Genomic DNA, 24,116 nt, shown 5'->3' with positions numbered 1-24,116 from the left:
GCCATCGGTCGGCAAGGGCGCGCGGTACGGAAAAGCGACGGTGTCCGGAGGGCGGCGGATGGATTTCCGTTCGCGGTACCTAAGCCAGTGTCGAAAGCCGGCAGCCTCGATCGTCGTAAAGATGTAGCAATATCGTTACGCCACCCCACTCCAGGAGACCGACATGCGATTCGTGGTGATGATCAAGGCGACTGCCGACAGCGAGGCGGGCGTCATGCCCAGCGAGCAATTGCTGGCCGACATGGGCCGCTTCAACGAGGAGCTGGTGAAGGCCGGCGTGATGCAGGCGGGCGAGGGCCTGCACCCCAGCGCGAAGGGCGCGCGCGTGCGCTTCTCGGGCCGCACGCGCACGGTGATGGACGGGCCGTTCGCCGAGACCAAGGAGCTGATCGCCGGCTTCTGGATCTGGCAGTGCGCGTCGTTGCAGGAGGCGATCGAGTGGGTCAAGCGCTGCCCGAACCCGATGCCGGGCGACTCGGAGATCGAGATCCGCCAGGTCTTCGAGGCCGAGGATTTTGGCGAGGCCTTCACGCCGGAGCTGCGCGAGCAGGAGGAGCGGTTGCGCGCGCAGATCGCCGGGCAGTCGGCCGCCGGGTGAGCCGGAGCGGCGGGACGGCGGGGGGCGGCGAAAATCGCCGGATGCACAAGTTCTCCGACCTGCCGCGGCGCCGAGCGCTCGCGGCCTCGATGGCCTGGGCGGCCGCGGTGCTGGCGGGCTGCGCCGCCGCACCGGCTGCCGCTCCCGGGCCTGCCACCGCGCCGCCTGCTGCCCCCACCACCGCCGCCACCGCCGCCTCCGGGCCGGCACCCGCCGCAGACGATGCGGCATTGCAAAGGGATTTCCGGCGCTGGGTCGATCGCTTCAAGGCCACGGCCCGGGCGGCGGGCATCGGCGAGCCCACGCTGCGCGATGCGCTGGGCGAGGTCCGGTACCTGCCGCGGGTCGTCGAGCTGGACCGGGCGCAGCCCGAGTTCACCCGCACGGTGTGGGACTACCTCGACGGCGCGGTGAGCGCGGGCCGCATCGCGCAGGGCCAGGACAAGCTGCTGCAGCTGCGCCACGAGACCGATGCCGCGGCGGCGCGCTACGGCGTGCCGCCCGCCATCGTCGTGGCGATCTGGGGCATGGAGAGCAACTACGGCGGCAACTACGGCAGCATCCCGACCGTCGATGCGCTGGCGACGCTGGGCTTCGAGGGCCGCCGCGAGGCCTGGGCGCGCGACCAGCTGCTCGCGGCGCTCCGGATCCTCCAGAACGGCGACATCGACCGCTCGCACATGGTGGGTTCCTGGGCCGGGGCCATGGGGCAGACGCAGTTCCTGCCGTCGAACTTCCTCGCCCATGCCGTCGATGCCGACGGCGACGGCCGGCGCGACATCTGGGGCAGCATGGCCGACGTCGTGGCGTCCACCGCCAGCTTCCTGGCGCATGCGGGATGGCAGGCCGGCCAGCCCTGGGGCGTGGAGGTCCGGCTGCCGCAGGGCTTCGACGCCAGCCAGGCCGATACCGCCGTGCGGCAGCCGGCCCAGGCGTGGGCCGCGCAGGGCGTGGCCGCGATGGACGGCACGCCGCTGCCGGCCTTGCCCGACGCCTCGATCCTGCTGCCGGCCGGCGTGCGCGGGCCCGCCTTCCTCGTCGGTCCCAACTTCCGCGCGGTGCTGCGCTACAACAGCTCGACGAGCTACGCGCTCGCGGTCGGCCTGCTGGCGCAGCAGCTGGACGGCGGCCCGGGCGTGCAGGCGCCGTGGCCGCGCGACCTGCCGGCGCTCTCGCGCAACCAGGTGCTTGCCCTACAGGCGGCGCTGAACCAGCAGGGCTTCGATGCCGGCACGCCCGACGGCCTGATGGGGCCGGCCACCCGCTCGGCGCTGCGCCGATACCAGCGCAGCGTCGGCCTGCCGCCCGACGGCTACCCCGACCCGGCGCTGCTCGAGCGCCTGCGGCAGGGCCCGAAGTAGGCCCCCGGGGGCGCCGGGAGGCCGCCGGTCCGGCCGTTGAGTTAGCTCAACAACACGGGCCGCACGCTGCCTAGCATCGATGCCATCGAGCCGATGGCTGGCTGCGCGGGGTGTATGTCCCATGTCCTCCTTGACGAGTTGCCGGCGTACCGCGACGGCCCTGTCGCTGGCGGGCGCCTTGGTGTGGTGGCTGGCTGGTTGCGGTGGCGGCGATGAAGCAGGCGGCTCGCCCGCTGCGCCCGCGCGCGGCAGCGCCGGCACGGGCGGCACCGCGGTGGCGCTGGCCGAGACCGGCGGCGCGGCGGCCAATGCCGCGGCGGCACCGGCCGCCGCGCCCCTGCCGGCCGAACCGGCCGCGGTGGCTGCTCCGGCCGAGCGCCGCCCTCGTGCACGGGCCTGGAAGGGCCTGGTGGCGCTGGCGGTGTCGCCCGACGGCCGCACGCTGGCCACGGCCGGCAGCGACGGCTCCATCCGCCTGGTCGACCCCGGCACCGCGGCCCTGCGCCGCTCGCTGGTGGGGCAGGGAAAGGCCGTGGTCAACGGCCTCTTCTTCACGGCCCGGGGCGAGGTGCTGGTCAGCGCCGGCACCGACAGCGTGGCGCAGCTCTGGTCGGTCAGCAGCGGGGCGAACCTGGCGACGCTGCGCGGCCACGAGCACCCGCTGCGCGCCGTGGCGGCCACCGCGGACGGCACGGCCATCGCCACCGCCGGCGAGGAGACACGCGTGCTGCTGTGGGACGGCAAGGGCACGCTGCAGCGCATCCTTCGCGGCCATGCCGGCTTCGTCAACGCGCTGGCGTTCAGCGCCGACGGGCGCCTGCTGGCGAGCGGCGATGCGCAAGCGCACATCCGGCTCTGGGAGACGGCCACCGGCAAGCCGGTGGCGACGCTGCGCGGCCATGCCGGCGAGGTCAACGCGCTGGCGTTCAGCCCCGACGGGCGCTCGATCGCCAGCGGCTCGGAGGACGGCCGGGTGTTGCTGTGGGACGTCGCTGCCGCGCGCCAGGTGGGCGCGATGGGCGACATGGCCTCGCCCGTGCGCAGCGTGGCGTTCAACGCGGCCGGCACGGCCGTCGCCGCCGCGGGCGAGAACGGCGTGGTGCTCGTCTGGGATGCCGCCCGGCGCCAGGTGACGGTCCGGCTGGCCGGCGATGGCACCCCCGTCAACGCCGTGGCCTTCTCGCCGGGCAACACCTCCACGCTCTTCGCCGGTGGGCAGAGCAACCGGCTGGTGACGATCGACACCGCCACGGGCCGCACCCCGTAGCCTCAGGAGAACGCTGCATGGCACGCACCGCCGGGATCCTTGCGCGCGCCCGCCTTCTGCGCCGGCTGGCGACGGGGCTGTGGCTCTGGCTGGCCGCGATGCTGGCGCCGCCGGCGCTCGCGCTGCCGGCCGAAGGCCCCGGCGGGCCCATCCTGGTCATCACCTCGGGCACGGCCAACAACGGCCCCTACCTGGCCGAGATCCTGCGCAACGAAGGCCTCAACCTGTTCGCCGTGGCCGACATCGCCAACGTCGATGCGGCGCTGCTGGCGTCCTACGAGGTGGTGGTGCTGGCCAAGATGGCGCTGCCGGCCGCGCGGGTCGACGACCTGACGGCTTGGGTGCAGGCGGGCGGCAACCTGATCGCGCTGGCGCCCGATGCGGCGCTGTCGCCCCTGCTGGGCCTGGCCTCGTCCGGCCAGCCGGCGCTGGCCAACGGCTTCGTGGCCATCGACACCACACGCTCGCCGGGCAACGGCCTGGTGAAGCAGACGCTGCAGTTCCACGGCGGCGCCACGCGCTACCTGCTCGACGGCGCCACGCCGCTCGCCGCGCTGTACCTCGACGCGACCACGCCGGCCGGGCACCCGGCGCTGACGCTGCGCGCAGCGGGGGCCGGCAAGGCGGCGGCCTTCGCCTACGACCTGGCCACCTCGGTCGTGCAGACGCGCCAGGGCAACCCCGCCTGGGCGGCGCAGGAGCGCGACGGCTTCGCGCCCATCCGCTCCGACGACAAGTTCTACGGCGCCGCGGCCGGCGATCCGCAGCCCGACTGGGTCGACCGCAACCGCGTGCGCATCCCGCAGGCCGACGAGCAGCAGCGCCTGCTCGCCAACCTGATCCTGCAGATGAACCAGAACCGCCGGCCGCTGCCGCGCTTCTGGTACTGGCCGCACGGCCACAAGGCCGTCGTCGTGATGACGGGCGACGACCACGGCAACGCCGGCACGGTGGGCCGTTTCGAGCAGTACCGTGCGCTGAGCCCGCCCGGCTGCTCGGTGGCCGACTGGCAGTGCATCCGGGCGACCTCCTACGTCTATCCGTCGACGCCGATCAGCGATGCGCAGGCCACGGCCTACGCGGCCGAGGGCTTCGAGGTCGGCCTGCACGTCAGCACCAGCTGCTTCGACTACACGCAGGCCTCTCTGGCGCAGACCTATGCCGACCAGCTCGCCAGCTGGCGCGCGCGCTTCGCCAGCGTGCCCGCGCCGCGCACGCAGCGGCACCACTGCATCGTCTGGAGCGACTGGACCAGCGGGGCGCTGGTGCAGCTCGCCAACGGGATGCGGCTCGACACCTCGTACTACTTCTGGCCGCCCGGCTGGGTCGCCAACACCCCCGGCTTCTTCAACGGCTCCGCGATGCCGATGCGCTTCGCCGACCCGGCGGGCGGGCTGATCGACGTCTTCCTCGCCGCCACGCAGATGACGGACGAGTCGGACCAGAGCTACCCGATGACGGTCGACACGCTGCTCGACGGCGCGCTCGGGGCCGATGGCTTCTACGGCGCCTACGTCGTCAATGCCCACACGGACCTGGCCGCCTCCGAGGTGTCGGACGCCGTGGTCGCGTCGGCACGTGCCCGCGGCGTGCCCATCATCTCGGCCGAGCAGCTGCTGGCCTGGCTGGACGGACGCAACGCCGCGGCCTTCGGCCTTGGCGACTGGACCGGTGGCACGCTGCAGTTCTCGGTGGCGCCGGGCCTCAACACCAACGGGCTGCAGTCGATGCTGCCGCTGCGCTGGGGGACGTCGGTGCTGTCGGCGCTGCAGCGCAACGGCACGCCGGTGGCCTGGAGCCTGCGCACGGTCAAGGGCGTCGAGTACGCCGCCTTCGCCGCCGACGGCGGCACCTATGCCGCCACCTACGGCGCGGACACTGAGCGCGCCACCGTCACCGGCGCGACGCCGGCCTCGGGGGCCACCGGCGTGGCCGTGGCGGCCACGGTGACCGCCACCTTCAGCGAGGCGATGGACCCGGCGACGGTGAACACCGACACGGTCGAGCTGCGCAACGCCGCCGGCGTGCGGGTGGCCGCCACGGTGTCGTACGACGCGGCCACGCGCACCGCCACGCTGGTGCCGGCCGCGCCGCTGGGCGGCAACGAGGTCCACACCGCCGCGGTACGCGGCGACGCGACCTTCGCGGTGCGCGACCCGGCCGGGCAGCCGGTGATGCCGGCCAGCTGGTCGTTCACCACCGGCGATGCGCCCGCGGCGCCCACCTGCCCGTGCCAGGCCTGGCCGCCCGGCGCGCAGCCGGCCGTGCCCTCCTTCCCCGATCCGGGCGCGGTGGAGCTGGGCGTGCGGTTCCGCACCGACCTGGCGGGCTTCATCACCGGCATCCGCTTCTACAAGGGCAGCGGCAACACCGGCACGCACGTCGGCAGCCTGTGGACCAGCGGCGGGCAGCTGCTGGCGCGCGCGACCTTCGGCACCGAGACCGCCACCGGCTGGCAGCAGGTGGACTTCGCCTCGCCGGTCGCCATTGCGGCGAACACCGTCTACATCGCGTCGTACCACGCGCCCAATGGCGGCTATGCCGCCACCAGCGGCTTCTTCGCCACCACGGGCGTCGACACGCCGCCGATGCACCTGCTGCGCGACGGCGTCGCCGGCGGCAACGGTCTGTACGCCTACAGCGGCAGCCCGACCTTCCCCAACGCCACCTACCAGTCGACCAACTACTGGGTCGACGCGGTGTTCGTGACGGCGCCCGCCGATACCGTGCCGCCGACCGTCACCTCCACGTCGCCCGCCGCCGGCGCGACCGGCGTGGCGACGAACGCCACGGTGAGCGCCGTCTTCAGCGAAGCGATGGACGCCGCGTCGATCACCGCCGCGACCGTCGAGCTGCGCGACGCGGCCAATGCGCTGGTCCCGGCGTCGGTCGGTTACGCCGCCGCGAGCCGCACCGCCACCCTGGTGCCTGCCAACCCCCTGGTGCCCGCGGCCTCGTACAGCGCCACGGTCAAGGGCGGCCCGGGCGGCGTGCGCGACGTCGCGGGCAACGCATTGGCCAGCGCATCGACGTGGTCGTTCGCCACCGCGGGTTCACCCGAGTGCGCGGCGCCGGCCAATCCGATCGTGGGCGAGAACTGCCTGCCCGGCAGCCCGCCCGCGGAATGGGACGTCGCGGGCATCGGCGACCCGAGCATCCAGGGCTTTGCGACGCAGATGAGCGTCAACCGCGGCGACACCGTCGTCTTCAAGGTCGACACCACCGCGGCGGACTACCGCATCGACATCTACCGCATCGGCTACTACGGCGGCCAGGGCGCGCGCAAGGTCGACACCGTGCTGCCGACCGCCGCGCTGCCCCAGCAGCAGCCGGCGTGCCTCAACCAGGCGGCCACCGGCCTGATCGACTGCGGCAACTGGGCCGTGTCCGGCGGCTGGGCCGTGCCGATGACCGCGACCTCGGGCATCTACCTGGCCCGGCTGCGCCGTGCCGACACCGGCGGCGCGAGCCACATGGTGTTCGTCGTGCGCGACGACGCCAGCACCGCGCCCATCCTGTTCCAGACCTCCGACACCACGTGGCAGGCCTACAACAACTACGGCGGCCGCAGCCTGTACCAGGGCGGGCCCGGCACCAACCCGGCACGTGCGTACAAGGTCAGCTACAACCGGCCGTTCGCGACCCGCGGCGTCGACGGCGGGCAGGACTGGCTCTTCAACGCCGAGTACCCGATGGTGCGCTGGCTCGAGTCCAACGGCTACGACGTCGGCTACATCGCCGGCGCCGACACCGACCGCGCGGGCGCCATGCTGCTGCAGCGCAAGGTGTTCCTCTCGGTGGGGCACGACGAGTACTGGACGGCGGGGCAGCGGGCCAGCGTGGAGGCTGCGCGCAACGCGGGGGTGCACCTCGCGTTCTTCAGCGGCAACGAGATGTTCTGGAAGGCGCGGTGGGAGCCGGGCATCGATGCCACGGCCGCCGCCTACCGCACGCTGGTGTCGTACAAGGAAACGCACGCCAACGCCAAGATCGATCCGTCCCCGCAATGGACGGGCACGTGGCGCGACCCGCGCTTCAGTCCGCCCGCCGACGGGGGGCGGCCGGAGAACGCGGTGACCGGCACGCTGTTCATGGTCAACGCGGGCGCGACCACCGCCATCGTGGTGCCGTCGGCCGAGGGCAAGATGCGCTTCTGGCGCAACACCAGCGTCGCCACGCTGGCTGCCAATGCCAGCGCCACGCTGGCCGCGTCGACGCTCGGCTACGAGTGGGACGTCGTGGCGGACAACGCCGTGCGCCCGCCGGGCCTGTTCACGCTGTCGCGGACCAGCGTCGCCAATGCGCCGGTGCTGCAGGACCACGGCTCCACCTATGCGTCGGGCACCGCGGTGCACGGGCTCACGCTGTACCGGCACGCCAGCGGCGCCCGGGTGTTCGGCGCGGGCACGGTGCAGTGGTCGTGGGGGCTGGACGCGGTGCACGACCGCGCCGGCCCGGCGGTCGACGTCCGCATGCAGCAGGCGACCGTGAACCTGCTGGCCGACATGGGCGTGCAGCCCGCGACGCTGAGGCCCGACCTGATCTTTGCGTCGCCGAGCACCGACGCCACCGCGCCGGCGAGCACCATCACCTCGCCCGCGCAGAGCGCGGTGCTGCGGCCGGGCACGGCCGTGACGATCACCGGCACCGCGACCGATGCCGGCGGCGTGGTGGCTGCCGTCGAGGTCTCGGTCGACGGCGGGACCACCTGGCGGCTGGCGAGCGGACGCAGCACGTGGACCTACAGCTGGACCCCCACCGCGACCGGCAGCGCGACCCTGCGCAGCCGTGCCGTCGACGACAGCGGCAACGTGCAGGTGCCCGGCGCCGGGGTCACCGTGTCGGTGCAGGCGGCCGACGTCACCCCGCCGACGATCACCGCGGTGTCGCCCGGCGTCAACGCGACAAACGTCAGCCGCACCACGAACGTCACGGTGACCTTCAGCGAGGCGATGACCGCGTCCACCATCACCGCCACGACCATCGAGCTGTTCAACCCGTCGGGCGCCAAGGTGTCCGCCACGGTGACCTACAACGCGTCGACGCGCACGGCCACGCTGAATCCGGCGTCCACGCTGGCGGCGCAGGCCCGATACACGGCCCGCGTGCGCGGCGGCAGCACGGACCCGAGGGTCAAGGACGCCGCCGGCAACGCCCTGCAATCCACCGCGACCTGGAGTTTTCGGACCAGGTAAACCCGCGGGCCGATGAATTTCTCGCCATTTTCTACAACCGCTTGCAAAAATAGCCGCGAGGTGGGTTTGGAACGATCAAAAAACATGGCTCAACCCGTTTCCATCCTGCTGGTGGACGACCACCGCCTGGTACGCGAAGGCATCCGGCACATCCTGTCCCAATCCGGGCAGTTGCAGGTCGAGGCAGAGGCGGCGGACGGCGAAGAGGCCCTGGAGAGTCTCCGCCGCCGTCCCTTCGACGTGGCGATCGTCGATCTCGGCCTGCCCGGCATGGACAGCATCGAACTCATCCGCCGCATCAGCGGACAGGGGGTTTCGGTGCTCGTCCTGACGATGCACGACGAGGAGCACTACGCCGTGCGCGCGTTCCGAGCTGGCGCCAGCGGCTACCTCACCAAGGACGCGATGCCGGACGACCTGATCGCGGCGGTGCACATGCTTGCCGCCGGCGGCACCTACGTCACGCCGACCTTCGTCGGCCGCCTGGCCCGCGGCCTCGTCAAACACGGGGCGGCGGCCCCGCACGCGCTGCTCAGCGAGCGGGAATTCCAGGTGTTCCGCCGCCTCGTCACCGGCCAGCGTGTCACCGACATCGCGCAGGCCATGGGCTTGTCGGTAAAAACCGTCAGCACCCACAAGACCCACGTGCTGTCGAAAATGGGCATGGGCAGCCCGGCCGAGTTGGTGAAATACGCGATGAAAACCCGGCTGTTCGGCGACGAAGCCGCCTGAGCCGCCGCCGGCTCTTATTAGGCAGTACTCACCAACGGCAGCCCGGCGCGGCTGTCGGAAAATGCCGACTATTCATCCTTGGGATGGGCTCCCCCTAACCCCCCATTTTGGGGGTCATTCTCGGCGCAGGCCGCGAACCTTGCCGACGGGCCGGAATCGCTATACCTGGACCGCGGCGCGCGAGAATTTGCTGGAGATGGCGGCATTCTGCAAAATCGGCCGCATCTTCCTAAGAATCCACCGATAGGCCCCTCGGCCGGCGCCTATCCCTCATCGGAATAACTCGACCCACCCCTTCCAGGCAGCCGATTGCGAGCGTGACGTCCTTCCACCAAGCTTGGTTACAAGCTGACGGAGCTGGGAGGTATGGGGTGAATGCATCAAGCAGTACGGTGGCGCCGCCGCGGGCGCAGCAGCATCCGGGGTCGCTGGCCCTGAGGCCCTCGGACGGGGCCCGCGAGTTGATACAGATCCTGGACGCCGACACCGCGTCCGCAACCGCGCAGGTGCTGTGGCGCCTGGGCATACCGCGCCGGCGCGTCAAGGGCCTCGCAGCCCTCTTCAACGAGGGCGACAGCGTCGAGAGCCTCTACGTCGTGCAGGTGGGCACGTTCAAGCTGTTGAAGACCGCCGAAGACGGCTACGAGCAGGTGCTGGGCTTCTGCTCGCGCGGCGACGTGCTGGGCGGCGACGGCCTGTGGTCGCACCGCCACCCCACCGCCGCGGTGGCGCTGGAGGACTCCAGCGTGTTCGCGCTGCCGCTCAACAGCCTGCAGCGGCTGACCGACGAGCTGCCCACCTTCGACCGTGCGCTGCAGGGCGCGCTCAGCCGCCAGCTCGCGGCGGCGGCCGAGGTGGCGGAGGTGATGGCGGCGGTCTCGGCCGAGGTGCGCCTGGCGCGCTTCCTCGTGCAGCGCTCGAGCCGGATGGTGGAGTTGGGCGAGTCGCCCCGCCACCTGCTGCTGCGCATGAGCCGCCGCGACATCGCCAGCGCGCTCGGCGTGGCGCACGAGACGGTCAGCCGGTCGTTCGGGATCCTGGCGGAGTGGGGCTACCTGCGCGTCGACAACCGCAACATCGAGATCCTGGACCTGGAGGGCATCCGCGCCTGCTCGCGCAGCACGCGCGGCCTGCTCGAGCCCCGGGCACACGCCCGTTCATGAACCGAGGCGCCGTTCACGGCCTCGCAGCGCGGCGGCTGTTGCAGCCGCGCTGCGCTTTGTGAAAACCTTGTAAAGAAACCACGGGAGACACGCCGGCCGCATCACATTTTTTACTTCTTATTTCGTCAATCCCTAGGTCAGGGGGTCTGCGGCGACACAATGGGCGCTGGCGGCTTCCTCCTGCTCGCGTCCTCGGACTCCACGCAAAACAACCACAAAGTCTTCGCAGCCCTCGCCGCCAATTTGATCAGACAACTTGACCGAGGAATCTTGATGAAGACTTTGAGACAGGCGGGCGCCCGCAATGGCCGCCCGCAAGGCCCTTCCATGCTCTTTTTGTCGGCACTCTGCCTGGCCGTCACCGCTTGCGGTGGTGGCAGCGAGGACGAATCGGCGGAAGCCATGGCCGAAGAGGGCCGCGCGAGCGCGCTGGCCATCGCGGGCAGCAACCAGGCCGGACCGGCCGGCAACTGGGTGAAGGTGGCCTCCGAAGGCGGCCGCTTCCGCCTCAACACCACCACCACCGTCGCCTACGGCGCCGGCACGCGCTGGGTGCAAAAGCGCCTGTCGGGCCGCGTGAACTGCGACAACGCCACCTTCGGCGACCCGGCCTACGGCATCCACAAGATGTGCCTGATCCCGGCCAGCCCGACCTCGGGCTCCGGCGCCCCCGCACCGGCCCCTGCACCCGCTCCGGCGCCTGCCCCGGCCCCCGCGCCCACGCCGTCCCCTTCGCCCGCCCCCGCGCCGGCGCCGGCGCCGTCCGCCGCCGCCCCCTGCACGCAGACGCTGAATCCCGGTGCCAACGTCGCGCAGGCCGTCTCTGCCGCCGCCGCCGGCGCCACCATCTGCCTGAACGCCGGCTCCTACGGCACCGTCTCGCTCGACAACATCGCCAAGTCGACTGCCGTCACGGTGCGTTCCACCAGCGACCGCAGCGCCAGCCTGCGCGTGGACGTCGGCGGCACCACGAACCGCATCACGCTGGACAGCCTGACGCTGACGGGCTCGTACCTGCAGGGCAAGCCCGCCAACATCACGTACCGCAACAGCACCTTCACCGGCCAGCTGGTGTTGCGGATGGACGGCAACAGCAACGCCAACATCGTCGTCGAGGGCAGCACCTTCAACGGCATCAGCGTGTGCAGCTCCTGCTATGAAGGCCGGCTGCAGGTGCAGGGCGGCAGCTACCCGGTGGGTGTCACGATCCGCAACAACCACTTCGGTGGCGCCGGCGAATCGGACGGCATCCAGCTGGGCGCGCCCGGCGTCGTGATCGGCCCCGGCAACGTGTTCGACGGCATCGTGCAGGGCAGCTACGGCCGCCATGTCGATGCGATCCAGGGCTACGGCCAGAGCCGCACCACCATCACCGGCAACTACTTCGTGCGTGGCGACACGTACCTGATGTTCCCCGATGGCGGCTCCGGCGAGATCATCACGCACAACGTCTTCGACGGCGGCACGCGCGGCAACAACGGCATCCAGCTGGGCTCGCACAGCAATGGGCAGTTCCTGCACAACACCGTGCGCAACGTGGCGATCAACATGGACAAGAAGGTGGAGAACCCGACGCCCACGCAGAACGCCGTCGCGCGCTACAACATCCTGATCGGCACCACGTTCAAGACGGTCGACTCCAACGGCACCGCCGCCTGCAGCGGCTGCACCTTCGACTCCAACCTGTTCGGCGCGGGCGCCACGCCCAAGGGCACGAACACGCTGGTCGCGACGCCGCTGTTCACCGGCGGCACCGCGCCCACGGCGTGGACGGGCTGGCAGCTGCAACCCGCATCGCCGGGCTACAAGGCGGCCGACAACGGCTCCGACCACGGCCCCAGCCGCTTCGGCAGCAACTGACGAAGCGCCCCGCGCTTCGCTGAACGCCCCCGTCGGCCTCGCGGCCGGCGGGGGCTTTTTCATGGGGGCGGTGCACCCCCCATTCCAGCCTCGCGATCGTTGAGGTGGCTCAATCGACCCGCGACGGCGCTGGACATAGTTGGTCCAGGCGATCGAACGGCGTGATGGTGCGGTCGCCCACAAAGGGGGGAGCGATGACCGTGGGAGCCCGAACGCGCCAAGTGCAGACCGCATCGGTCCTGTCCGCCTGCGACGGGCCGGTGGTCGCCCTCGGGAAACGGGCCGACGACATCGGCCCGGCGCCCGCGCCGGCGCAGCCGGCCCCGCACCGCATCGACGACGCGGCCCACGTGGTGCTGGACGAGCATGCCTTCCGCCAGGAGCTGGCGCGCGAGCGGCGGCGGGTAGAGCGGACGCAGGCGCCGCTGTCGATGCTGATCTACCGCATCGACGCCGAAGGCGGCGAGCGCGAGCCCTGCGCCGCGAGGCTGCTGCACATCCTGCGGCGCATCGCGCGGCGCACCGACGTCGTGGGCCGGCTCGCCGACGCCGAGGTCGCCGTGCTGCTGCCCGACACCCGCGAGGCCGGGGCGCTGCGCCTGCTGGACAAAACGCTGGACGAGGTGGCCGAGCTGCCGGTGTCGGCGGCCACCGTGTCCTACCCGCACTGCGTGTTCGACCAGGTCGGCAAGGGCGGCCATGCCGAGGCGCCGTTCACGCGCGACTGGCCGCTGCAGGCGGACCGCACGGCGCGCGCGCCATACCTCGGCAAGCGGATGTTCGACGTGCTCGGCGCGCTGGCCGCGCTGCTGCTGCTGTCGCCGCTGATGCTGCTCACCGCGGCCGCCGTCGCCGCGACCTCGCGCGGGCCGGTGATCTTCCGGCAGGTGCGGCTGGGGCAGGGCGGCCGGCCTTTCGAGTTCTACAAGTTCCGCTCGATGGTGGCCGACGGCGACACCGGCATCCACCGCGAGTTCGTCACCAGCCTGATCAAGGGCCGGCCGGTGCAGGCCGGCGAGGGCGGCGCGCCGGTCTACAAGCTGCGCGGCGATCCGCGCGTCACGCCGGTGGGCCGGCTGATCCGAAAGGCCAGCATCGACGAGCTGCCGCAGCTCTTCAACGTGCTGCGCGGCGACATGAGCCTGGTCGGCCCGCGCCCGCCGCTGCCCTACGAGGCCGAGCACTACAGCGCCTGGCACCTGCACCGGGTGCTCGACATGAAGCCCGGCATCACCGGCCTGTGGCAGGTCGACGGGCGCAGCCGCGTGCCCTTCGACGAGATGGTCCGCATGGACCTGCGCTACAGCCGCCAGTGTTCGCTGAGGCTGGACCTGCGGATCCTGCTGAAGACCATCGTGGTCGTCCTGCGCTGCGACGGCGCGGGCTAGCTCCGGGAGACAACGACAACATGCACATCGACGACGCCCACATCCTGGTGACCGGCGGCTGCGGCCTGATCGGCTCGACCACCATCGACCTGCTGCTGGCCGAGCACGCGCCCGCACGCATCGTGATCCTCGACAACCTGGAGCGCGGCAGCCTCGACAACGTGGCCCACGCGCTGAAGGACCGGCGCGTCAAGCTCATACGCGGCGACGTGCGCAACCCGGCCGACGTGCGCCACGCGATGCTCGGCATCGATGCGGTCGTGCACATGGCGGCGCTGCGCATCACGGCCTGCGCCGCCGACCCGCGGGCGGCGATGGAGGTGATGTGCAACGGCAGCTTCAACGTCGTCGATGCCGCACGCGCCTCCGGCGTGAAGAAGGTCGTCGCGGCGTCCTCGGCATCGGTCTACGGGGCGGCCGACCGCTTTCCCACCGCGGAGGACCACCATCCCTACAACGACCAGACCTGGTACGGCGCGAGCAAGGTGATGCTGGAGGGGCTGCTGCGCGCGTACCACGCGATGTACGGGCTGCCCTACGTGGCGCTGCGCTACTTCAACGTCTACGGCCCGCGCATGGACACGCAGGGCAAGTACACCGAGGTGCTGATCCGCTGGATGGAGCGCATCGCGGGCGGCCAGCCGCCGCTGATCCTCGGCGACGGCAAGCAGACGATGGACTTCGTCTACATCGACGACGTCGCGCGGTCCAACGTGCTGGCGCTGGCGAGCGACGTGAGCGGCGAGGTCTTCAACGTGGCGACCGGCGTCGAGACCAGCCTCGAGGCGCTCGCCTTCCAGGTGCTGCGCGGCATGCACAGCGACCTGCTGCCGGTGCACGGCCCGGAGCGCAGCGTCAACGCGGTGCCGCGGCGCCTGGCCGATACCGCCAAGGCGCGGCGCATGCTCGGCTTCAGCGCCGAGGTCGGCCTCGCCGAGGGGCTTTCGCGGCTGATCGCCTGGTGGCAGGCGCAGCAGGCCGTGGCGGTGGCGCGATGATCCCGATGACACGGCCCGAGATGGGCGAGCCCGAGGCCGCGGCCGCACGCCGGGCGATCCTGAGCGGCTGGGTCACGCAGGGGCCCGAGGTCGCGGCCTTCGAGCAGGAGTTCGCGCAGGCGGTGCAAGCGCCGCACGCCTGCGCCGTCTCCAACTGCACGACGGCGCTGCATCTGGCGCTGCGCGTCGCGGGCGTGCTGCCGGGGCACGAGGTGGTCACCGTCAGCCATTCGTTCATCGCCACCGCCAATGCGGTGCGTTACTGCGGCGCGATGCCGGTCTTCGTCGACATCGATCCCGCCACCTTCAACATCGACCCGCGGCGCATCGAGAGGGCCATCGGCCCGCGCACCCGCGCCATCCTGTGCGTGCACCAGATGGGCATGCCGTGCGAGCTGCAGGCGCTCGTGGAGATCGCGCGCCGCCACGGCCTGCCGCTGGTCGAGGACGCGGCCTGCGCCATCGGCAGCGCCGTGCTCTGGGCGGGCGAATGGCAGCCGATCGGGCGGCCGCACGGGGACGTGGCGTGCTTCTCGTTCCATCCGCGCAAGGTCGTCACCACCGGCGACGGCGGCATGCTCACCACCCGCCATGCGGACTGGGACCGCCAGTACCGGCTGCTGCGGCAGCACGCGATGAGCGTGCCCGACACCGTGCGGCACGCCAGCGACCGCGTCAGCTTCGAGCACTACGACCAGCTGGGCTTCAACTACCGGCTCACCGACATCCAGGCCGCGGTGGGCCGCGAGCAGCTGCGCCGCCTGCCCGGCATCGTCGCGCGGCGCCGCGCCATCGCGTCGCGCTACCGGCAGCTGCTGGCGGCGGTGCCCGGCGTGCGGGCGCCCGCCGAGCCGGCGCACCTGCGCAGCAACTGGCAGAGCTACTGCGTGCGCCTGCCGGCGGACGTCGACCAGGCGGGGGTGATGCAGCACCTGCTCGATGCCGGCATCGCCAGCCGCCGCGGCATCATGTGCAGCCACCGCGAGGCGGCCTGCGCCGACGTGCCGGTGCACCACGCGCTGAAGCACTCCGAGGCCGCGCAGGACGGCTGCATCCTGCTGCCGCTCTACCCGTCGATGACGCAGGACGAGCAGCGCCAGGTGGTCGATGCGCTGGCGGCGGCCTGCCGCGCCGCGGCGCGGCCGAAAGCAGCCGATGCGGCCTGACGCGGCCAGTCCCGGCCGGGCCGAAGGCACGAGCTACGGGCAGATCCTGCGGTCGTCGGCGCTGATGGGCGGCTCCAGCCTCGTCGCGCTCGTCGCCTCGGTGCTGCGCACCAAGGCCATCGCGATGCTGCTCGGGCCGGCCGGGGTGGGCCTGGCCTCGCTGTTCGGCGCCGTGGGCGACCTGGCGCGCAGCCTGTCGCAGATGGGCATCGGCAGCAGCGGCGTGCGCCACATGGCCGAGGCGGCAGGCAGTGGCGACACCGCGCAGGCGGCGCGCACGGCCGCGGTGCTGCGCCGCGTGTCGGGGCTGCTGGGCCTGGCCGGCGGCGCGGCGCTGGTGCTGTTCAGCCGGCCCATCTCGGTGCTCACCTTCGACCATGCCGGCCATGCCGCGGAGGTCGCGTGGCTGGGCGCGGCGGTGTTCTTCGGCGTCGTCGCCGACGGGCAGGCGGCGGTGCTGCAGGGCATGCGGCACATCCGCGCGCTGGCTGGCGTGGCGGTGGCCACCGCGGTGGGCGGCACGGTGCTGGGCGTCGCCTCGGTGGCGGCCTGGGGCGAGGCCGGCATCGTCCCCTCGCTGGTGGCGACCGCGTTCGTCACCTGCGCCGCCGCGGCCTGGCAGGCACGCCGGCTCGGCCTGCCGGCGCAGCGGGTGGAGATGCAGGCGCTGTGGCCTGCGGCCGGCGCGCTGCTGAAGCTCGGCATCGCCTTCATGGCCAGCGGGCTGCTCGTGACCGGGGCCGGCTACGCGGTGCGCACGCTGGTGCTGCGGCTGTCCGGCCTGGAGGCGGCGGGCCTGTACCAGGGCGCCTGGATGGTGGGCGGCGTCTACGTGGGCTTCATCCTGCAGGCGATGTCGTCCGACTTCTACCCGCGCCTGGTGGCCGCGGCGAACGACGATGCACGCACCAACCGGCTCGTCAACGAGCAGGCGCAGGTCAGCCTGCTGCTCGCGGGCCCGGGCGTGCTGGCGACGCTGACGTTGGCGCCCCTGGCCCTCACGCTGCTGTACAGCCACCGGTTCGACGGCGCGGCCGAGGTCCTGCGCTGGCTGTGCCTGGGCATGGCGATGCGGGTCGTCACCTGGCCGATGGGCTTCATCATCGTGGCGCGCGGGCACCGGCTGCTGTTCCTGTCGGCCGACTTCATCTGGGCGCTTGCCCACGTCGCAGCCGCTTGGCTCGGGCTGCACCACTTCGGGCTGGCGGGCGCGGGTATGGCCTTCTTCGCCTCGTACGTGCTGCATGCCGCGGTGGTCTACCCGATCGTGCGGCGGCTCAGCGGCTTCCGCTGGTCGCCCGGCAACCTGCGCACCGGCGGCGCGATGCTGGGCATGGCGGGCGCCTGCTTCGTCGGCTTCGTGCTGTTGCCGACGGCCTGGGCCGCCGCCTTCGGCGCCGCGCTCACCGCCGCCAGCACGGTGCTGGCGCTGCACCGGCTGCTGGCCCTGGCGCCCGTTGCCGTGCTGCCGTCGCCCGTGCGCCGCCTGCTGGCGCTGTTCACCGCACCCGGCCGCGTGGCCGCCGAGGAGCCCCGCGCATGAAGCAGACGGTGCAGTACGCGGTCGTCACGCCGGTGCGCGACGAGGTCCGCCACATCGGCCGGACCATCGATTCGATGGCGGCGCAGACGATCCGGCCTGCCCGGTGGGTCATCGTCGACGACGGCTCGACCGACGGCACCTCGGCGCTGCTGGACCACCGCTGCGCGACGCTGCCCTGGATCACGGTGCTGCACCGGCACGACCGCGGCTTCCGCGCGGCAGGCGGTGGGGTGATGCAGGCCTTCCATGCCGGGCTGGCGCTGCTGGCCGACACGCCCTGGGAGTTCCTGGTCAAGCTCGACGGCGACCTGAGCTTCGCACCGGGCTACTTCGAGGCCTGCCTGGAAGCCTTCCGGCAGGACGCCACGCTCGGCATCGGCGGCGGCACCGTGCACCAGCTGGAGGACGGCGCGCTGTACGTCGATTCGGCGGGCGATCCGCCGTTCCATGTGCGCGGCGCCACCAAGATCTACCGGCGGGCCTGCTGGGCGCGCATCTCCCCGCTGATCGAGGCGCCGGGCTGGGACACCTTCGACGAGGTGCAGGCCAACTTCCGCGGCTGGACGACACGCACCTTCCCCGACCTGGCCGTCGTGCAGCTCAAGCCCACGGGCGCCGCCGCCGGCCGCTGGCGCGACGCCTTCAAGAACGGCCGGGCCAACTACGTCTCCGGCTACCACCCGGCCTTCATGCTGGCCAAGTGCGTGCGCCGGGCCTTCCGGCGGCCGATGCTGGTGCAGGCGGCGGGGCTGCTGTCGGGCTATTGCTCGGGTTACCTGAAGCAGGTGCCGACGGCCCCCGATCCGGACGCGATCCGCTGGCTGCGCGGCCAGCAGCTGCGGCGCCTGACGCTGCGCTCCAGCATCTACGGCTAGGGCGGCCCGGCGATGTGCGGCATCAGCGGCGTACTGCAGACCGGCCCGCAAGCGCAGGCCGACGAGGCGCTGGTGCGTGCGATGGCCGCGCAGATGGGCCACCGCGGGCCCGATGGCAGCGGCCAGTACGTCCGCGGGCCGGTGGGCCTGGGCCACACCCGGCTGAGCATCATCGACCTGGAAGGCGGCGCGCAGCCGATGCCCAACGAGGACGGCTCGGTGTGGGTGGTCTTCAACGGCGAGATCTACAACTTCCGCGAGCTGCGCGCGTCGCTGGAAGCGGCGGGGCACCGGTTCCGCACTGCGTCCGACACCGAGGTCATCGTGCACCTCTACGAGGACCTGGGCGAGGACTGCATCGCGCAGCTGAACGGCATGTTCGCGCTGGCGCTGTGGGACGAGCGGCGGCGCAAGCTGCTGCTGGCGCGCGACCGCCTGGGCATCAAGCCGCTCTACTACGCGCGCACGCCGCGCTCGCTGCTCTTCGCCTCGGAGATCAAGCCGCTGCTGTGCGACCCGGCCGTCGCCCGCGGCGTGAACCTGCAGGCGATCGACCGCTTCCTCACGCACTACTACCTGCCGGGCACGCAGACGCTGTTCGACGGCGTGCAGCGCCTCGCGCCGGGCCACTGGATGACGGTGCAGGACGGCCGCACCGAGGTCCGCCCCTACTGGGACCTGCGCTTCGACACGCCGGCCGGCGCCGCCGGCTACGAGGAGGCCGTCGAGGCCCTGCGCGGCCTGCTCGGCCGCTCGGTGCGCGACCACCTGATCAGCGACGTGCCGGTGGGGGTGCTGCTCAGCGGCGGCGTCGACTCGACCGGCGTGCTCGCCCACGCGGCCGGCGCCTCGGCCGCGCCGCTGCACAGCTTCACGATGGGCTTCGACGGCGAGGGCTTCGCCGACGAGCGGCCCTACGCCCGCATCGCCGCGCAGCGCTTCGGCACGGTCCACCACGAGGTCTCGATGAGCGCGGCGCAGTTCCGGGACTACCTGCCGGCCTATGTGCGGCACATGGAGGAGCCGGTGTGCGAGCCGCCGGCGATCGCGCTGCACTTCCTGGCGCGCGCGGCACGGCACGCCGGCGTCAAGGTGCTGCTGTCGGGCGAGGGGGGCGACGAGGCCTTCGGCGGCTACCCGGAGTACCGCAACCTGCTGATGCTCGAGCGGCTGAAGGCGGCGGCGCCGGGGGCGCCCTGGCTGCTGCGCGGCGGCTTCCAGGCCCTGCGGGGCGCGGGCTGGCGGCGCGGCAGCCACTACGCCGCGCTGTCGGCGCTGACCATCGACCGCTACTACCTCAGCCGCACCGCCACGCCGCATTCGCCCTTCAACCGGCTCAAGGCCGCGCTGTACCGGCCGGCGTTCGCCGAGGCGCTGGGCCGGCACCGCCCCGACGACACCACGCACGCGCTCTGGCGCCGCATGCGCGGCCAGCCGCTGCTCAGCGGCATGCTCTACGTCGACAGCAAGACCTGGCTGCCCGACGACCTGCTGGTCAAGGCCGACCGCATGACGATGGCCGCTTCGGTGGAGTTGCGCGTGCCGCTGCTCGACCCGCGCATCCTCGAATTCGCCGCGTCGCTGCCGGCGCACTTCAAGGTGCGCGGCTGGACGCTCAAGCGGATCCTCAAGGACGCGCTGTCGCAGGCGGTGCCCGCGCAGATCCTGTCGCGCCGCAAGACCGGCTTCCCGGTGCCGTACGCCCGCTGGCTGCGGCACGAGCTGCGCGGCCTGGTGTTCGATGCGCTGCTGGACCGCCAGGCGCTGACGCAGGCCTATTTCCGCCGCGACGCCGTCGAGCGCCTGCTGCGGGCGCACGATCGCGGCGAGGGCGGGTCGAAGGAAGTGTTCTCGCTGCTGGTGCTGGAGCTCTGGCACCGCGAGTTCGCGGACGCGGGCGGGGCGGGCGCATGGTCGCCGGCCGAGGCGCCGGCCGCCGCGCCGGCCCGGCCCTGGCAGCCGCCGCACCCGCCGGCACTGCCGCAGGAGGCGCCGGCGTGAACCTGCTCTCGCTGGGCCTGGCCGGCGTCGGCGCCATCGCGCTGTGGACGCTGCCGCGCACGTTCGCCGCGCTGCCGCTGCTGCTGGCCGCGGTGTACACCACCACGGGCGTGGCCATCGAGATCGGGCCGGCCAACTTCTCGGTGCTGCGCCTGCTGGTCGCGGTGGGGGTGCTGCGCGTGCTGGTGCGCGGCGAGTCGATGGCCGGCGGCGTGGGCACGACCGACAGGCTGATGCTGGCCTGGGCGGCGTGGCTGGTGGGCAGCGCGGTCTTCCACGAGCCCGGCACCTGGATCTACCGCGCCGGCATCGTCTGGAGCGACCTCGGCTGCTACGTGCTGCTGCGTGTGTTCGTGCGCGACGCGCAGGAGCTGCTGCGGCTCTTCGGCGCCGCCTGCGCGGCGCTGCTGCCGGTGTCGCTGCTGATGCTGGTGGAGACGCACACCGGCGAGAACGCGTTCTCGGTGCTGGGCGGCGTCAACCCGATGGCGGCGATGCGCGACGGCCAGCTGCGCGCGAGCGGCCCCTTTGCGCATCCGATCCTGGCGGGCACGGTCGGCGCCGCCTGCGTGCCGATGGCGATCGCGCTGTGGCGCCAGCGCCGCGGCCTGGCGCTGCTGGGCTTCTTCGATGCCGCCGCGATGCTGTACGCCAGCCATTCGAGCGGTCCCGTGCTGATGGCCGGCTTCATCGTGCTGGCGCTGTGCTTCTGGCCGCTGCGCTGGCACATGCGCGAGGTGCGGCTGGCGCTGGTGGCGGCCGGCATCGCGCTCCAAGGCGTGATGAACGACCCGTTCTACTTCGTGCTGGCGCGGGTCGACATCGCCGGCGGCAGCCGCGGCTGGCACCGCGCGCAGCTGATCCGCTCGGCGCTGGAGCACCTCGACGAATGGTGGCTCGTCGGCACCGACTACACGCGGCACTGGATGGCCTCGGGCATCTACGCGAACCGCCAGCACACCGACATCACCAACCATGTGCTGGCGATGGGGGTGATGGGCGGGCTGCTGCTGATGCTGCTGTTCGTGGCGGTGCTGGCTTCGGCGTTCCGCGACGTGGGGCGGGTGGTCCACGCGAACGGCGGCGCGCCGGACACGGTGCCTGGCCAGGCGCCCGACACGGCGGCCGGGGACGGGGACAACGGGGCCCGCGCCGCCGCGCCGCTGCCGCCCGACCGGCTGGCCTGGCTGCTCGGCGCGACGCTGTTCGGCCACCTGCTCAACTTCATGTCGGTGTCGGTGTTCGACCAGTCGGTGTTCTTCGTCTACCTCACGCTCGCAGGCATCGCCGCGCTGGTGCTGCACCAGGGCCAGGCGGCCGCGGAGGAGGACACGCTGCCCGGGCACTGGCACAGCCGGGGGATGGTGCGCTCATGAACGGCATCTCGGTGATCATCGTCAGCTGGAACGCGAGGGCGTACCTGCACGCCTGCCTGCAGTCGGTGCGCGCGTGCGGGCGCGGGGGCGTCGTCGGCGAGGTGATCGTCGTCGACAACGCATCGTCCGACGGCTCGGCCGCGATGGTGCGCGACGCCTTCCCGGAGGTGCGGCTCGTCGAGGCCGGTGCCAACCTCGGCTTCGCCCGCGCCAACAACCTCGGCATGTCGCTCGCGTGCGGGCCGCTGCTGGCGCTCGTCAACTCCGACGTGGAGGTGCGGCCGGGCTGCTTCGAGGCGCTGGCCGGCTGCCTGCAGTCCGACCCCCGCATCGGGCTGGCCGGGCCGCGCATCGTCGACCGGCAGGGCCGGGCGCAGGGCAGCTGCCGGCGCAGGCCCACCGTGTGGAACACCTTGTGCCGCACGCTGGCGCTGGACCGGGTGTTCGGCCGCCATGCGCTGCTCTCGGGCCACGAGATGCGGCACTTCGCGCACGACACCCGCGCCGAGGCCGAGGTGCTCAGCGGCTGCTTCTGGCTGGCACGCGCGAGCGCGGTCGCGGAGGTCGGCCCGCTGGACGAGCGGTTCTTCTTCTACATGGAGGACGTCGACTGGTGCCGGCGCTTCGCCGCGCGCGGCTGGCGCATCGTGTTCGAGCCGGCCGCCGTCGCGCTGCACCACGGCGGCGCCAGTTCCGCCAACGCGCCGCTGCGCTACAGCATCCAGTACCTGCGGTCGAACCTGGCGTACTGGCGCAAGTACTACGGCCTGGCCGGCGATGCCTTGTTCCGCTCGCTGGCGCTGCTGCACCACGGGCTGCGGCTGGCGGCGCGGGGCGTCCGGCGGCTGCTGGGCGGGGTGCCGTCGGACCCGCTGCGCCACAAGCTGCGCGAGGACCTGGCGTGCCTGCGCTGGCTGCTCACCGGAAAGGACGTCGCGTGACCCCCGCCAACGCCGCCGCCGCGCCGCGCGCCATCTGCAGCCTGCAGGGGCCGCACAGCGCCATCGCCCATGCGCGCCCGCTGCTGGCGCTGCTGGAGGCCCTGCTGCCGGTGCGGTTCGACGAGGCGCGGCAATCGCGCATCAGCCTGCAGGCCCGCCGTGCGCTGCGCGTGCAGCTGCTCGCGGCCGACGACGACGGCCAGGGGGCCGGCGGGGGCGAGGATGCGCAGGCCGAGCGCGTGCCGTCGCTGCGGGTCTCGCTCTGGGCCGCGGCGGCGCACGAGGACGCGCTGATGGCGGTGGACGTGCGCTTCGCCGACGACCCCGCCGTGCCCTGGCCGCTGCGCGGGCGCACGCTGCGCACCCGGGCCTCGGCACGGGCGCCGCTGGCGGCGCCGCCCGGCGGCACGCGCGTGCTGGCGACCTGCGGGGGCGAGCCGTGGTGGACGGTCGAGGAGCGCGCCGGGACCGCCCACCACCGCAGCGCCTTCGCACTGCCGGCGCTGGCCGAAGGCCAGGGCTTCGCGGATGTGTTCAACGGCCAGCGCTTCATCGAGCTGCTGCCGCTGCTGCACCTGCTGCGCATCGTGTCGGGCGAAGCGGCCTTCGTGGCGCCGCCGCTGCGCGCCGCGTTCATGGTCGACGACCCCAACCTGCACTGGCCGAGCTACGGCCACGTGGACTACCGCGTGCTGTCGCGGCAGGCCGCCCGCCACCGCTACCACGTGTGCTTCGCGACCGTGCCGGCCGACACCTGGTTCACGCACGCGGCCACCGCGGCGATCTTCCGCGAGCATCCGTCCACGCTGTCGCTCACGGTGCATGGCAACGACCATGCGCGCAACGAGCTGTCGGTGCCGCGCAGCGCGCCCGGCGCGGTCGCGCTGCTGCAGCAGGCGCTGCGGCGCATCCGACGGCTCGAGGCCGCGGCGGGCGTGTCGGTGAGCCGGGTGATGGTGCCGCCGCACGGCGCGTGCAGCGCCGCGATGCTCGCGCTGCTGCCGGCCCTGGGCTTCGACGGCGCGTGCCTGTCCACCGGCTCGCTGCGGGCGCACAACCCCGGCGCACCCTGGCACCGCACCGCGGGATACGCGCCGGCGGAATGGGTGCAGTCCTGCCCGGTAATGCCGCGCTGGGGGCTGGGCGGCGAGCCGCGCAACGCGCTGCTGCTGGCGGCCTACCTCGGCCAGGCCCTGGTGCTGCGGGTGCACCAGCAGGACCTGCGCGGCGGGCCCGCGCTGTTCGACGAGTGGGCCGGTTTCATCAACGGCCTGGGCGACGTGCACTGGTCGGGCATGGCGTCGCTGGCTGCGCGCGGCGCGGCGTGGCGCCGCGAGGGCGATATCTGCCGCGTGCGGCCTTTCGGCCGGCGCGTCGAGCTCACCCTCGACGGCGGCTGGCCGCGCGGCGCCGTCGAGGTCGAGCCCCGGCCGGGCGTGCGCTGGCACTGCATCAGGTCCGACGCCCCAGGGCTCCCGGCGCTGACGATCGAGGCGGCCGCGCCCGCGGAGCCCGACGAGTCCGCGCCGCCGCGGCGCCGGCCGGCGCTGGCGGTGCGGCGCCTGCTCGCCGAGGCCCGCGACCGGCTTTCCGTGATGCTGCCTGGTCCGGCCCGCGCGGCGGCCGTGCCCGGGCTCGACCCGAGGAGTTGA

Annotated in this window: 16 protein-coding genes; all 16 read left to right on the top strand. The window is 72.8% G+C overall.

The features are described 5' to 3' along the window. Positions 1-163 precede the first annotated feature (163 nt). On the top strand, positions 164-598 hold the full coding sequence (locus V4F39_RS22550) for a YciI family protein (RefSeq protein ID WP_332292270.1): 435 nt from the start codon (positions 164-166) through the stop codon (positions 596-598). A gap of 41 nt (positions 599-639) precedes the next feature. Continuing rightward, the gene (locus V4F39_RS22545; RefSeq protein WP_332292269.1) at positions 640-1,959 is read left to right on the top strand and encodes a lytic murein transglycosylase; all 1,320 of its coding nucleotides are present in this window, start codon (positions 640-642) and stop codon (positions 1,957-1,959) included. A gap of 121 nt (positions 1,960-2,080) precedes the next feature. Further along, positions 2,081-3,226 (top strand): WD40 repeat domain-containing protein, encoded by a 1,146-nt coding sequence (locus tag V4F39_RS22540; RefSeq protein WP_332292267.1) that lies wholly within the window; start codon positions 2,081-2,083, stop codon positions 3,224-3,226. 17 nt (positions 3,227-3,243) lie between these two features. Then, the gene (locus tag V4F39_RS22535; RefSeq protein WP_332292266.1) at positions 3,244-8,421 is read left to right on the top strand and encodes a N,N-dimethylformamidase beta subunit family domain-containing protein; all 5,178 of its coding nucleotides are present in this window, start codon (positions 3,244-3,246) and stop codon (positions 8,419-8,421) included. A gap of 84 nt (positions 8,422-8,505) precedes the next feature. Beyond that, positions 8,506-9,153, top strand: coding sequence for a response regulator transcription factor (locus V4F39_RS22530; protein ID WP_332292265.1), 648 nt, complete (start codon positions 8,506-8,508; stop codon positions 9,151-9,153). Between the two features lie 371 nt (positions 9,154-9,524). Further along, positions 9,525-10,316 carry a Crp/Fnr family transcriptional regulator gene (locus V4F39_RS22525; protein ID WP_332292264.1) on the top strand — a complete coding sequence of 264 codons (792 nt, stop codon included), beginning with the start codon at positions 9,525-9,527 and terminating at the stop codon, positions 10,314-10,316. Positions 10,317-10,589: 273 nt separating this feature from the next. Continuing rightward, the gene (locus V4F39_RS22520; protein ID WP_332292263.1) at positions 10,590-12,176 is read left to right on the top strand and encodes a right-handed parallel beta-helix repeat-containing protein; all 1,587 of its coding nucleotides are present in this window, start codon (positions 10,590-10,592) and stop codon (positions 12,174-12,176) included. 221 nt (positions 12,177-12,397) lie between these two features. Continuing rightward, a complete protein-coding gene (locus tag V4F39_RS22515; protein ID WP_332292262.1) occupies positions 12,398-13,564 on the top strand; it encodes a sugar transferase in 1,167 nt (388 codons plus the stop codon). 20 nt (positions 13,565-13,584) lie between these two features. Beyond that, a complete protein-coding gene (locus V4F39_RS22510) occupies positions 13,585-14,562 on the top strand; it encodes an NAD-dependent epimerase/dehydratase family protein (RefSeq protein WP_332292261.1) in 978 nt (325 codons plus the stop codon). Beyond that, on the top strand, positions 14,559-15,728 hold the full coding sequence (locus V4F39_RS22505; RefSeq protein ID WP_332292260.1) for a DegT/DnrJ/EryC1/StrS family aminotransferase: 1,170 nt from the start codon (positions 14,559-14,561) through the stop codon (positions 15,726-15,728). The genes V4F39_RS22510 and V4F39_RS22505 overlap by 4 nt, the downstream gene beginning before the upstream one ends. Next, entirely contained in the window at positions 15,718-17,271 is a 1,554-nt protein-coding gene (locus V4F39_RS22500; RefSeq protein WP_332292258.1) for an O-antigen translocase, read from the top strand. Before V4F39_RS22505 ends, V4F39_RS22500 begins: the two co-directional genes overlap by 11 nt. Next, positions 17,268-18,146 carry a glycosyltransferase family 2 protein gene (locus V4F39_RS22495; protein WP_332292256.1) on the top strand — a complete coding sequence of 293 codons (879 nt, stop codon included), beginning with the start codon at positions 17,268-17,270 and terminating at the stop codon, positions 18,144-18,146. The genes V4F39_RS22500 and V4F39_RS22495 overlap by 4 nt, the downstream gene beginning before the upstream one ends. Positions 18,147-18,158: 12 nt before the next feature. Then, positions 18,159-20,147 (top strand): asparagine synthase (glutamine-hydrolyzing), encoded by a 1,989-nt coding sequence (gene asnB, locus V4F39_RS22490; protein WP_332292255.1) that lies wholly within the window; start codon positions 18,159-18,161, stop codon positions 20,145-20,147. Beyond that, positions 20,144-21,523, top strand: a complete 1,380-nt coding sequence (locus tag V4F39_RS22485) for a hypothetical protein (protein ID WP_332292254.1) — start codon at positions 20,144-20,146, stop codon at positions 21,521-21,523. Before asnB ends, V4F39_RS22485 begins: the two co-directional genes overlap by 4 nt. Further along, on the top strand, positions 21,520-22,464 hold the full coding sequence (locus V4F39_RS22480) for a glycosyltransferase family 2 protein (RefSeq protein ID WP_332292253.1): 945 nt from the start codon (positions 21,520-21,522) through the stop codon (positions 22,462-22,464). The genes V4F39_RS22485 and V4F39_RS22480 overlap by 4 nt, the downstream gene beginning before the upstream one ends. Beyond that, positions 22,461-24,116, top strand: coding sequence for a hypothetical protein (locus tag V4F39_RS22475; protein ID WP_332292251.1), 1,656 nt, complete (start codon positions 22,461-22,463; stop codon positions 24,114-24,116). The genes V4F39_RS22480 and V4F39_RS22475 overlap by 4 nt, the downstream gene beginning before the upstream one ends.

The organism is Aquincola agrisoli (assembly GCF_036621135.1).
GTDB lineage: Bacteria > Pseudomonadota > Gammaproteobacteria > Burkholderiales > Burkholderiaceae_C > Aquincola > Aquincola agrisoli.
Note: the sequence above shows the minus strand (reverse complement) of the source record. Positions and strands in the feature narration are given on the sequence as shown.